The organism is Bacillus sp. SIMBA_074, from assembly GCF_046534555.1.
GTDB lineage: Bacteria > Bacillota > Bacilli > Bacillales > Bacillaceae_G > Bacillus_A > Bacillus_A mycoides.
Genome location: NZ_JAWRYM010000001.1, coordinates 106317 through 119562, shown reverse-complemented (window position 1 = coordinate 119562; position 13246 = coordinate 106317). Strand labels below are relative to the sequence as shown.

The window sequence follows — 13246 nt, the reverse complement described above, 5'->3', positions numbered from 1 at the left end:
CCAATTTTTCTTGAAAATAACCTCTCTTGTTCATTAGATTAAGAATGAAAATTCAGCTTATTTAACAAGGGACATGTATAATGTTATGTATACTAAAATTAGTATAATTGTGTTAGAAAAAGGGGGATGTTGTATGCGTATTTTAGTATTAGGAGCTGGGGGCGTTGGCGGATTTTTCGGTGGCCGATTAGTAGAAAAGGGAGAAGATGTTACATTTCTCGTTCGCAGCAAAAGAAAACAGCAATTAGAAGAAAAAGGCCTTGTTATTCGTAGTGTTAATGGAGATTTTTCATTTCAACCGAAATTGGTAACGAAAGAAGATAGAACGACTCCATTTGATGTGATTTTATTTTCAACAAAAGCGTATCATTTACACGAGGCGACCATAGATTTAAAGCCGTTTGTAGGTAAAAATACTGTAATAATCCCATTGTTAAATGGTATCGCTCATTTATCACTATTACAAAAGGAATTCGGTGAAGAGAAAGTAATTGGCGGTCTATGCTTTATCGAGACGACATTAAACGATCAGGGAGAAATTGTACAAACGAGTGCTGCCAACAGACTTGTATTTGGGGAAATTAAGCCTCAAGATTCAGAGAGAATAAAGCTTATTTCTAAAACATTTGCAGATACAAAAGCTAGTTTTGTTTTAAGTGAAAATATTGTGCAAGATATGTGGCATAAATATTTATTTATCACCGTAATGTCAGGTGTGACAACATTAATGCGTGCGCCGATAGGACCGATTCGTGAGAGTGATGGAGGCCGAGAATTTATTAGGAACTTATTTGAAGAATCAGTGCAAATCATGAAATCTATGGGGGCTCCAGTTAAGGAGAATATCGCCCAGGAACATATGAAAACGATTGATAAAATTTCGTATGATATGAAGTCATCGATGCAACGGGATATGGAAAAAGATTCGCTCATTGAAGGGAAGCATTTACAAGGATACTTATTGAAATTAGCAGAGGAAATGTCTATAGATGTGCCTTTATTAAGTGTTGTGTATCAAAATTTAAAGGTATATGAAAAAATGATTTTTACTAAAGAAATGGTATGAAAAAGAGTAAAGGATAGCAAAATATAAATGTTGCTATCCTTTTTTTGTTTCTTTTTGACAATTTATTCGTTTCTTTTCGGTTTATCTGTCGTATTTCGTTCTCTTTCACGTTTACCATATAGCTGATTAATTTCATTTGCTACTGCATCTAAATAGGAATCGGAAAAAAGTGGCTTCTTTTCTTTAGACATACGGGTCTCCTTTGTGGATTTTTAGTATTCATTATGTATATTTTTCGGTGGATTATGCGCAATCGTTTTAATTTTTTTCTTTTTTAAAATTTTTGTTTACTTTTTGAAAATAAAGGAGTATTATAATCCACAGTTTCAATTTTCTAAATCGCTGAAGCCACATGGTGCGGGGGACCCGTTCTTATGGATTAGTACATAATCCAATGGGGTGAATCCTTGAAAAAGGTAGGGCTACTCATAGGCCCGAATCCGACAGCTAACCTCGTAAGCGTTATATTGAGAAGGAAGGTGGAGCTTGTGCGACAAAAAAAATAATGTCTACAAGTCTATTTCGTTATGGCTTGTAGACATTTTTGTTTTCTGAAGAAATAGTTTATCGCTGTAACTAGCAAAATCGTTCGTACAAAATTATTGGAGAGTGGACAGCATTGGTTTCATCTATTAAAAGATTTTTAATTGGAAGACCGTTAAAATCAACTGAGTTAGGAGAGCAAAAACTTAATAAAACGAAGGCGCTAGCCATTTTATCTTCTGACGCATTGTCATCGGTCGCATACGGACCAGAGCAAATATTAATTGCACTAGCAGGTCTTGGAGCAATAGCTTATTGGTATTCCATTCCGATAGCTGTTGGGGTATTAGTATTATTGACAGCTCTTATTTTATCTTATCGACAAATTATTTTTGCTTACCCTCATGGCGGCGGAGCATATGTTGTATCAAAAGAAAATTTAGGGATGAATCCGGGATTAATAGCTGGAGGATCTTTATTAGTCGATTACATTTTAACTGTTGCAGTAAGTGTGTCCGCAGGTACAGATGCGCTCACATCAGCTTTTCCTAGTTTACATGCACATAATGTAATCATTGCGATTATATTTGTCATATTGATTACCATCTTAAATTTAAGAGGCGTAACGGAATCAGCTTCCGTTTTAGCATATCCGGTTTATTTATTCGTTGTAGCATTATTTATATTAATTGGTGTAGGAATATATAATATTTTGACTGGTCACGTTTCACCCACGCTGCATTCGCCAATTGGAACACCAGTTGCGGGAATTAGTTTGTTCTTACTGTTACGAGCATTTGCTTCAGGAAGCTCTGCTTTAACGGGTGTTGAGGCGATATCTAACGCAATTCCAAACTTTAAAGATCCTGCACCTAACAATGCAGCGAAAACATTGCTTGCAATGGGTGCATTACTTGCAGTTTTATTTTCTGGAATTGTCTTTTTAGCTTATTATTACGGAATTAATCCAAGTAAGGAAGTAACAGTCGTTTCACAAATTGCTGAACAAACTTTTGGACGTAATTTCATGTACTATTTCATACAAGGTACAACAGCTTTAATATTAATTCTTGCGGCTAACACAGGTTATTCTGCATTTCCACTATTAGCGGTTAATCTTGCAAAAGATAAGTTCATACCGAGAATGTTTACGATTAGAGGAGACCGCCTAGGTTATTCAAACGGTATTATTATACTTGGGATTTCTTCGATTATTTTAATTGTAGCTTTTCAGGGGAAAACAGAACACTTGATTCCGCTATATGCAGTAGGGGTATTTATTCCGTTTACACTTTCTCAAACTGGAATGGTACTAAAATGGCTTCGTGAAAAGCCTGAAGGATGGGCTTTAAGATTAACGGTTAATTTAATTGGTGCAGTCATTAGTTTTATCGTTATGAGCATGTTCTTTTTAACTAAGTTCGCACAAGTTTGGTCAATCCTTATTTTCTTACCTTTTATTATCTTCTTGTTCCATCGAATTAAGAAGCATTATGATGCAGTGGGCGATCAATTAAGTTTAAAAACTTGTGAACCACTTGTTCCGATTGAAGGGAATGTAATTGTCGTTCCTGTAGCTGGTATGACTCATGTAGTAGAAAATTCATTGAACTATGCTAAGGCTCTTTCTGCAGATCAAGTTATCGCTGTATATGTTGCTTTTGACAGAGAAGAGGAAAAGAAATTTGAAGAGAAATGGGAGAAGTGGCAACCTGAAGTAAGGCTTGTTACATTACATTCTCATTATAGAAGCATTATTCAGCCGCTTACAAAATTTATTGACACAGTGCAATATAAAGCGAGTGAATCAAATTACCGAGTTACGGTCGTTATACCACAGTTTATTCCGAAAAAAGGTTGGCATAACATTCTTCATAATCAGTCTAGTTTACTCATTCGTGCGTATTTACTCTATAAAAGAAATGTTGTTATTACGACAGTTCCATATCATTTGAAAAAGTAATAAGATTTTTTAAGGATAGCTTCACGAAAGTGAAGCTATCCTTTTTGTGTATATGCTATGCATAATTGCATATAGGCCTTAAAATTATATTACTATAATATAATCTCTTATGAGTAAACAGTGTTTTTTGTTGTGATATATGGATATCTTAATGGAGGAAGTTAAGTGGATTTTATTTTGGAATAAGGACATGAGGTCTTGAAAATAAAGGGAATTAAAATACTTCTTTACGATAGATGAATAGCTGTGTTTAAATGACCTTACAGTACAAAACTTTAATAAAAACAAAACTTAATTTCATATTCACGTGCGTTATTTATCTTAAAATGAATAATATTTTCATGTAATATATTCACTGTGTGAATATGGAAATTGCGATGAAACAGAAATTTTATACAATGTTATTCATACTAAGCACATGTGAAAAGTTATGAAATGTTTTATAACAATAAGTAAGTACTGTAGAAATAAAGTTTGAGAGAGGTGTTTCGTACATGACTCACGGTGAGAACGTTCTCTATTTTTAACCATCTCAAATAATGTGCAAGAAAATAGAATAATAAAATGCGATAGTAATAGTTGCTAATACATAGGAGGGGTTAAAGTGAAAAAAACTTTAATTACAGGGTTATTGGTTACAGCAGTATCTACGAGTTGCTTCATTCCTGTAAGCGCTTACGCTGAAGAGGGGCAACCAAAGGTGAAAGTATTAAACGTGCAAAATGTAATTGCTCCAAATACATTATCAAATTCAATTAGAATGTTAGGGTCACAGTCACCACTTATCCAAGCATACGGATTAGTTATTTTGCAACAGCCAGACATTAAGGTAAATGCGATGAGTAGTTTGACGAATCATCAAAAATTTGCAAAGGCGAATGTACGAGAGTGGATTGATGAATATAATCCGAAGCTAATCGACTTAAATCAAGAGATGATGAGATACAGCACTAGATTTAATAGCTATTATAGTAAGCTCTATGAACTAGCAGGAAAAGTAAATGAAGATGAACAGGCAAAAGCAGATTTTACAAACGCATATGGAAAATTACAATTGCAGGTCCAAAGCATTCAAGAGAGTATGGAGCAAGATTTATTAGAGTTAAATCGATTTAAAACGGTATTAGACAAAGATAGTAATAACTTATCAATTAAAGCTGATGAAGCAATAAAAACACTGCAAGGATCAAGTGGAGATATTGTGAAATTAAGAGAAGACATAAAAAGAATTCAAGGGGAAATTCAAGCTGAACTAACTACTATTTTGAATAGACCACAAGAAATTATTAAAGGTTCTATTAATATCGGTAAACAAGTATTTACAATCACAAATCAAACTGCACAAACGAAAACAATCGATTTTGTTTCTATCGGTACGTTAAGTAATGAAATTGTAAATGCAGCAGATAGTCAAACGAGGGAAGCAGCTCTTCGTATTCAGCAAAAACAAAAAGAGCTACTACCACTTATTCAAAAGTTATCACAAACTGAATCAGAGGCGACTCAAATCACATTCGTTGAAGATCAAGTAAGTAGCTTTACGGAACTGATTGATCGCCAAATCGCAACTTTAGAAACGTTATTAACGGATTGGAAAGTTTTAAACAATAATATGATCCAAATTCAAGCAAATATTGAAGAAGGCACGTATACAGACAGTAGTTTACTTCAAAAACATTTCAATCAACTTAAAAAAGTAAGTGATGAAATGAATAAGCAAACAAATCAATTTGAAGATTACGTTACAAACGTTGAAGTACATTAAACAGAAAAATAATTAGCGATATAGGGAGAGAAGAAAAATGACAAAAAAACCATATAAAGTAATGGCTCTATCAGCACTTATGGCAGTATTTGCAGCAGGGAATATTATGCCAGCCCATACGTATGCTGCTGAAAGTACAGTGAAACAAGCTCCAGTTCATGCTGTAGCAAAAGCATATAATGATTATGACGAATATTCATTAGGACCAGAAGGCCTTAAAGATGCGATGGAAAGAACAGGTTCTAACGCTTTAGTAATGGATCTGTACGCTTTAACAATTATTAAACAAGGTAATGTTAACTTTGGGAACGTAACGTCAGTTGATACATCTTTAAAAGGTAAAGTGATTCAGCATCAAGATACAGCGAGAGGGAATGCACAACAATGGCTAGATGTATTGAAGCCACAGCTTATTTCAACAAATCAAAATATCATTAATTACAATACGAAATTCCAAAACTATTATGATACTTTAGTTGCTGCGGTTGATGCAAAGGATAAAGCAACTCTTACGAAAGGTCTAACTAGATTATCAAGTAGTATTACTGAAAATAAAGCGCAAGTAGATAAGTTAGTAGAAGACTTAAAGAAATTCCGAAATAAAATGACGTCGGATACTCAAAATTTCAAGGGAGATGCAAATCAAATTACATCTATCTTGGCTAGTCAAGATGCTGGAATTCCGCTTCTGCAAAATCAAATTACAACGTATAATGAAGCAATTAGTAAATATAATGCAATTATTATCGGTTCATCTGTTGCGACAGCTTTAGGCCCAATTGCAATTATCGGTGGTGCGGTTGTAATTGCTACGGGAGCAGGAACTCCGCTAGGAATCGCATTAATTGCAGGTGGAACAGCAGCAGTAGGTGGTGGTACTGCAGGAATCGTCTTAGCGAAGAAAGAGCTTGATAATGCACAGGCAGAAATTCAAAAGATAACAGGACAAGTTACAACTGCGCAATTAGAAGTGGCAGGACTAACGAACATTAAAACACAAACTGAATATTTAACAAACACAATTGATACAGCAATTACAGCGTTGCAAAACATTTCAAATCAATGGTACACAATGGGATCAAAATACAATTCTTTACTTCAAAATGTAGATTCAATTAGTCCAAATGACCTTGTTTTCATTAAAGAAGATTTAAACATTGCGAAAGATAGCTGGAAGAACATTAAAGACTATGCAGAAAAAATCTATGCTGAAGATATTAAAGTAGTAGATACGAAAAAAGCATAATCGAATACGAATCGTTAGAGCGTTAAGTATTGATGAATGAGTTGAAGCTCCTGTTCAGTTGTGAGCAGGAGCTTTTTTATATCCTTATAAAGAGAATGGGTGAAAAGTATGCAGAAAAGATTTTATAAAAAATGTCTTTTAACGATCATGATTGCTGGGGTGGCAACGAGTAATGCACTTCCTTTACATCCTTTTGCAGCGGAACAAAACGTAAAAACATTACAAGAAAATGCAAAAAATTATTCTCTCGGTCCAGCAGGATTCCAAGATGTAATGGCGCAAACGACATCGAGCATATTCGCAATGGATTCATATGCAAAATTAATTCAAAATCAGCAAGAGACTGATTTGAGTAAAATAAGTTCAATTAATAGTGAGTTTAAAGGAAATATGATTCAGCATCAAAGAGATGCAAAAATTAATGCGGCGTATTGGTTAAATAATATGAAGCCTCAAATTATGAAAACGGATCAAAATATTATTAATTACAATAATACTTTTCAAGCGTATTATAATGACATGTTAGCAGCGATTGATCAAAAGGATAGCGGTAAATTAAAAGCGGATTTAGAAAAGTTGTATGCGGATATTTTAAAGAATCAAAATGAGGTAGATGTACTATTAGGGAATTTGAAAGCTTTTCGCGATAGAATGGCGAAAGACACAAATAGTTTTAAAGAGGATACGAATCAATTAACCTCGATTTTGGCGAGTACGAATGCTGGTATTCCAGCTCTAGAGCAACAAATAAATACATATAACGATTCGATCAAAAAGAGTAACGATATGGTGATTGCTGGTGGTGTACTTTGCGTAGCGTTAATAACTTGTCTTGCGGGGGGACCGATGATTGCGATTGCGAAAAAAGATATTGCAAATGCAGAACGAGAAATAGCCAGTTTAAAGAATAGAATTTCTGGATCGCAAGCAGAAGTGGCAATTTTGACAGATGCAAAAAATAAAACAACTAATATGACAGAAACAATTGATGCAGCAATTACAGCACTGCAAAACATATCAAATCAGTGGTATACGGTAGGTGCGAAATATAATAATTTACTACAAAACGTAAAAGGAATCAGCCCTGAAGAATTTACCTTTATAAAAGAAGATTTAAATACAGCGAAAGATAGCTGGAAGGATGTAAAAGATTATACAGAAAAATTACATGAGGGTGTGACGAAATAAACAGTGGACTAGTTCCGCTGTTTATTTTGTTATCCCGTTTTTTGTGAGAGCCGAGCTTGTAATTTTACCCATAAGTTTGCCGTGTGTTTTATCAATGTAACTTTAGGATAATGTTTGGTCAAATTGATACTAATAACCTCGATAAACTCCTGATCACGCTTTTTATATTTAATATTTTAAGTAAAAAAGCTATACTATAGGCAAAACTAAAAATTGGAAAGGAAATACTAGAACATGGAAAATTATTTGTTATTTATCCTCACAGCAATCCTAATCATAATAATGCCTGGTCCCGGTTTTGCCTTAGTTACAAAAAACACTATCTCGCATGGTAAAAATGGTGGGATAAAGACCGTCTTAGGAACGGTATCTGGAATGATGATTCATACAATAATGGCTACACTAGGACTTTCTGCCATCCTAATGAAATTCTCTATGTTATTTACATTTATAAAATATGCTGGGGCTTTTTACTTAATTTACTTAGCTGTAAAGTCAATTAAAAGTGCCTTGTCTAAAAAAGAAGATATGTCAGGTTCAGTGGAAATGAACTCTAAGGATATTGGAACGATTAAAAGTTTTAGACAAGGATTTACCACGGCAATCTTAAACCCAAAAACTGCTGTGTTTTTCCTAAGTTTTCTACCCCAATTTATTGTGAGCAATCAAAGTCATCTCTTCCAATTTCTTTTGTTAGGACTCACATTTACGACTTTGACAGCAATATGGTATTTACTTTATATCTCACTAATACGTCAATTAAGAACTTTTTTAAGAAAAGAAAAAGTGAACCGTACAATAGAGGGTATTACTGGCACAGTATTATTAGTATTTGGAGTTAGGTTATTTTTCCAAAAATAAATATGTATATGAAAAGAGAAATAATCAATGGTGGTTATTTCTCTTATTCACTTATTCTAAAACTACCATTATAGATTTCTAGAGGTGAGATGATTTTTTGTTGGGTATTTATGTTACTATCACTGTAAAATTGTGAAGAAATGTACTTAAACTAACGGGGCAGGATAGTTGAATAAGAATAAAAATATTTTTATAAGTTAAATTTATTGAATATCATAAAATATTTATAATTAAACTTTTTTCTAAATCAACACTCGATGGCGAGGTGGTGTTACCTCAAATATAATTATTTTATTTGAAGATTTCATTTTAATTTTTCAAATCTTTTCATAGGTTGATATACAAAGACGTGTAGTGATAAGCCTATAACTGCAGTAATGTTTAAAATAATACTTATAATCATTAAAGACCATTCTATAACTGGAGAAAAGTATCCGTCCGTACTTAATGTAGAAGAACTTACATCTAGTATTAAAATAACTATTAGTATAAAGGTAAGTTTTTAACCAATTTGAATCCCCCCCTTTTAAGAGTGATATCTTTATATTATTATATTTAAAAAATAAATTATATAATTAATTATAAGATAGTTATCTATGAGAATTTAACTTGTTTTTTCGTTTTGGGGTGTTAAAAAATTCTTAAGTTGATGGGCATGGGATAGCACACCATGCCTATGAACTTAAGAACAGAAACTTACGCTTGAACATAATATCAAATTTAGATGAGCAAAGCTATTTCAAGTGAATAGAATCCACTCTTTAAGAATACATAAAATATATACATACAAGCTTAGTCTGATCACTACATCATTAGTGAAAGTAGGATTCTATAGATTTTGGAGGAAGAGATATGAAAAAAAAGGTTCTCCTGTTTACAGATTTGGGGATTGATGATGCGTTTGCTATACTGTACACTTTTTTTCGTAAAGACATTCAACTTGTAGGAATTGTAGCCGATTATGGAAATGTATCCAGAGAAAATGCAATAAGAAATATTAACTATTTGAAGTACATTGCGGGAAGAGAAGAGATACCCGTATTCCTTGGTGCTTCTGTACCGTTGACAGGTATATTGATTCAGTATTTCCCTGAGGTACATGGAAAAGTCGGATTAGGACCTATCATTCCCCCTGAAATTTCATATCCAGTTTATCCTTTAAATGATATTTATCAAATTATAGAATCAAATTTAGAAGATCTTACAATTATCAATTTAGGAAGACTTTCTTCGCTAGCTACGACTTTTGTGTTGAATTTAGAAACAATGCGAAACGTAAGAGAATGTATTTGCATGGGGGGAGCTTTTTTCTATCCAGGTAACGTAACTGCTGTGGCTGAAGCTAACTTTTACTCAGACCCTTATGCAGCAAACTTAATTCTGCAGCATGCAAAGAACTTGACAATTATTCCTTTAAATGTGACTCAACATGCGATTGTTACACCCGAAATGGTCCAGCAAATCGATGCATTTCATCGGAATACACAGGATCTTGCAGGACTCATCATCAAACCTATGTTAGACTATTATTATAAATTCTACTCTAAGTCTAATCCTGGTATAAGTGGAAGCCCTATGCATGATTTTGTAACAGTGTGGTATTTGCTGAATCAAGAGGCTGTTGGCCTTTCAAGAGTACCCATTAAAGTAATTCCTGATCAAGGAGAAGGATTTGGTCAAAGTATTGCAGACTTTCGTTTTGCTACTAATCCAGGCTATAAAACGCATAATGTAGCTTTTCAGCTTGATTATAAAAGATTCAAGAAGGATATTATGGAAACGTTTTTAAAGAAGAGAGTGTAACAGACTTTATTAACTTCAGATAATAGGGATTATGTGAATGAAATGCCACTTCACTTAACGTACAGGAATTCGACTTTTTTAGGTTAAAATTCGCTTAGCATATAAAACTTCCAAAATGTTGGCTGTATCCCATCACTATCAAGCTAACAAAACAAAATCCCCCTAAAATGAAAAAATCCGCTGACTTCTCAAAGTAATTAACTGTAGTGAAAGAAAATTTTTATTTTGGGGGTACATTAAAACTTTAGCTTGACGGGCAGGGGGTCTCGTCACATGCTTATCAAGCTAAGAAATTAGTTGTTCTCCAAAACGAAAAAATTAACTAAATCCCCATAAATAACTATAGGAAGATAAAAACACTGTAGCTTTCGAATAAAGTTTGATCAAAATTATGTAGTTGTTTGGTGATAATAAAATTGTTTCATTTATAATAAAATCATTTAAAAATTAATAGAGTTATTCAATTTATTCTGACGGTAATAATAAAGTAATTAAAAAGTGAAAATATTTGTTTGGAAAATACGGTTACTCATTTGCGATATTTACGTACCATGAAACAACTAATTACACTGTCTATAACTGAAATTCTCTTTGATTTCGAATGCTTTACAAACAAAAAAATAGCACGAATGTTCGTATGAAGGTATAATTATAAGTATCTTAAAATCAAAGGAGGTCTTGCCTTATGAGTCAAAGAATTTCCTACTATGATGTTGCACCTGATGGCATGAAAATTATGATGGATATGGAGAAGTACACTAAGAAATCTACAATTAATCGAATTACTAGAGAACTTATAAAGATTAGAGTCTCTCAAATTAACGGTTGTGCTTTCTGCATGGATATGCATACATCAGATGCCCGTAAGATAGGTGAAACCGAACAACGAATTTATTGCTTGAATGCTTGGAATGAATGTGATTTTTATACACCTGAAGAGAAAGTTGCTCTTGAACTATCTGAGCATATTACTCTAATTCCCACTAAAAGAGTTCCTGAAGACCTATATAAGCGAGTACGTGAACACTATGACGAGAAACAATATGTTGACCTTGTTCTGGTAATTAATCAAATCAACAGTTGGAATAGAATTTCTATTGCAATGGGAAATACAGCAACTAAAAAATAATTGCTCTCAACGAACGGTAAATAAGAATAAAATTAAAGATGTTTAAAAATCACAATACAATTGTTTCATTTTTCTTTATTACGCAGTTATCATAAACTGTAACATAACCAAATTTTTGAAATTTATTGGTTCATCCTTTATAGCTTTTATAATAATATTATCTTGAAACACGAAGGGACTGAACTATGCGCAGATATCAATATCTTGACCCCAAAATAAAAACATAATGGAGGTAAAAATATTGATTACAGAACTACAAACCGAAAGATTAGTTTTAAGAAAAATGAAAGTATCAGACTCAGCTAGCATGTTTACAATTTGGGCGGATCCAGAAGTTACAAAATTTATGAATATCAATAGTTTTACTGATGAAAGCCAAGCGGTAGATATGATTGAAATGCTTGATAAGTTATCTCGGGAAAACAGAGCTATTCGTTATTCAATAATTGAATTAGAATCAAATGAAATTATCGGTTCTTGTGGTTATAATTCATTTGATTTCAAAAACGCCAAAGCAGAAATTGGTTACGATATTAGTAAAGCTTTTTGGGGTAAGGGGTATGCGCCAGAAGCCATTCTCTCTTTAATGGATTATGCGTTTAGTACTTTAGAATTCAATAGAATAGAAGCAAAAGTTGAATCTGAAAACATCAATTCAATAAAAGTCTTACAAAAGTTAAACTTTACATTCGAAGGGACAATGAGAAAGTGTGAAAAATCTAATGAAAAGTTTATTGATCTAAGTATTTATTCAAAATTAATAACAGATTAACTTATATTACTTAGCCTACATTCCTTAAAATGTAGACTATTAAATACCCTCGAAGCATCCTTAATTGCTATTAATTGAAAGTGAGGGCTACGGCTCTCTTTTTTAATTCACAATTTCTAGTACAATTGAAATAATTAAGAAACGTATAGAGTAATCCGTCCGATCTTAACCACTGAAGAAAAATTAACAGAGGAAGAGATCATGAACTTTGCTGTTGAAATGAGGGAAAAGAAATAGAAGGACACAACTATATAATAAGAAAAATCTAGAAGATACGTAATATTTAAAAATGAACCGTCTCATAAAGAACGTGTAGTAATTTCTACGTGTTCTTTTTTAATAAAAATGAAAGTAAACTGTTAAATAAAAATTTACTTTCAATGTCATATAAGAAGAACAAAAAATAAGTCGTCTTTTGCTCTTAACAGGGTCTTACCAGCAGCATCCGTTACTTTAGAAACACTCCTATGAGATATAATTATTGATGGTACTTTTTAGGTGATATACTGGAGGTAGATTACTCATCTAATGATGAAGGGAGGTTTACGCGTATGGAAGTAACATTTACAGTAAGTAAATGGGATGAAAAGCCAGTCAATGACACTAGAAAAGATTTCCCTATTAATATTGCCCATGTCGAATATGATATTGACGGTGAATTAAAAGGAAAAGCTTTTGTTGAATATTTATTATATTATTTAGAATCAACTATAGATGATGGTCACTTGGCTACTGCTAAAATTTCTGGATTTTTACATTTCGAAGGAATTTATAAGGGAAAACGAGGGACATTTATAGCTATAGAGCAAGGGATATTTGATAAAGGAAATCTAGATTCCCCTGCAACAATCATCAAAGCTACTGGTGAATTAGAAAGCCTGAAAGGGTCCTATAATTATAAGTTTACAGGTCAAACCAGTAAAATGATTCTAGACTTTGAATTCTAACAAAATATCTTATACTTTAGCAA

At 33.0% G+C, this 13246-nt stretch carries 11 protein-coding genes, 1 pseudogene and 1 riboswitch; of the genes and pseudogenes, 10 read left to right on the top strand and 2 right to left on the bottom strand.

Annotated features, from left to right (window positions below):
• Positions 1-133: 133 nt before the first annotated feature.
• Positions 134-1066 carry a 2-dehydropantoate 2-reductase gene (gene panE / locus SB773_RS00590; RefSeq protein ID WP_410588130.1) on the top strand — a complete coding sequence of 311 codons (933 nt, stop codon included), beginning with the start codon at positions 134-136 and terminating at the stop codon, positions 1064-1066.
• A 62-nt stretch (positions 1067-1128) separates the two neighbouring features.
• On the opposite strand, the gene SB773_RS00585 is transcribed toward panE, so the two are convergent.
• Complete coding sequence (locus SB773_RS00585) at positions 1129-1257, bottom strand: hypothetical protein (protein WP_002086273.1); 129 nt, start codon at positions 1255-1257, stop codon at positions 1129-1131.
• A gap of 139 nt (positions 1258-1396) precedes the next feature.
• A riboswitch (cyclic di-AMP (ydaO/yuaA leader) is annotated at positions 1397-1543 on the top strand.
• A gap of 142 nt (positions 1544-1685) precedes the next feature.
• On the opposite strand from SB773_RS00585, the gene SB773_RS00580 reads away from it, so the two are divergent.
• From SB773_RS00580 to SB773_RS00560, 5 genes are all read left to right on the top strand, one after another.
• Positions 1686-3512, top strand: coding sequence for an APC family permease (locus SB773_RS00580; RefSeq protein WP_002126816.1), 1827 nt, complete (start codon positions 1686-1688; stop codon positions 3510-3512).
• A gap of 604 nt (positions 3513-4116) precedes the next feature.
• Positions 4117-5277 carry a non-hemolytic enterotoxin NHE subunit A gene (gene nheA, locus SB773_RS00575; protein WP_002126819.1) on the top strand — a complete coding sequence of 387 codons (1161 nt, stop codon included), beginning with the start codon at positions 4117-4119 and terminating at the stop codon, positions 5275-5277.
• A gap of 37 nt (positions 5278-5314) precedes the next feature.
• Positions 5315-6523 (top strand): non-hemolytic enterotoxin NHE subunit B, encoded by a 1209-nt coding sequence (gene nheB, locus SB773_RS00570; RefSeq protein ID WP_002126822.1) that lies wholly within the window; start codon positions 5315-5317, stop codon positions 6521-6523.
• Positions 6524-6631: 108 nt separating this feature from the next.
• Entirely contained in the window at positions 6632-7711 is a 1080-nt protein-coding gene (nheC, locus tag SB773_RS00565; protein WP_033708128.1) for a non-hemolytic enterotoxin subunit C, read from the top strand.
• 234 nt (positions 7712-7945) lie between these two features.
• On the top strand, positions 7946-8572 hold the full coding sequence (locus tag SB773_RS00560; RefSeq protein WP_000432973.1) for a LysE family translocator: 627 nt from the start codon (positions 7946-7948) through the stop codon (positions 8570-8572).
• Between the two features lie 304 nt (positions 8573-8876).
• On the opposite strand, the pseudogene SB773_RS00555 reads toward SB773_RS00560, so the two are convergent.
• Positions 8877-9082 (bottom strand): annotated as a pseudogene (locus SB773_RS00555) (hypothetical protein).
• A gap of 342 nt (positions 9083-9424) precedes the next feature.
• Here SB773_RS00555 and SB773_RS00550 point away from each other — a divergent pair.
• From SB773_RS00550 to SB773_RS00535, 4 genes are all read left to right on the top strand, one after another.
• Positions 9425-10375, top strand: a complete 951-nt coding sequence (locus SB773_RS00550; RefSeq protein WP_002126827.1) for a nucleoside hydrolase — start codon at positions 9425-9427, stop codon at positions 10373-10375.
• Positions 10376-11060: 685 nt separating this feature from the next.
• Positions 11061-11504 carry a carboxymuconolactone decarboxylase family protein gene (locus tag SB773_RS00545; protein ID WP_000083030.1) on the top strand — a complete coding sequence of 148 codons (444 nt, stop codon included), beginning with the start codon at positions 11061-11063 and terminating at the stop codon, positions 11502-11504.
• 241 nt (positions 11505-11745) lie between these two features.
• Positions 11746-12276, top strand: coding sequence for a GNAT family N-acetyltransferase (locus tag SB773_RS00540; RefSeq protein WP_002126830.1), 531 nt, complete (start codon positions 11746-11748; stop codon positions 12274-12276).
• A 551-nt stretch (positions 12277-12827) separates the two neighbouring features.
• Positions 12828-13223, top strand: coding sequence for a DUF3224 domain-containing protein (locus SB773_RS00535; RefSeq protein WP_002141295.1), 396 nt, complete (start codon positions 12828-12830; stop codon positions 13221-13223).
• Positions 13224-13246: the final 23 nt, after the last annotated feature.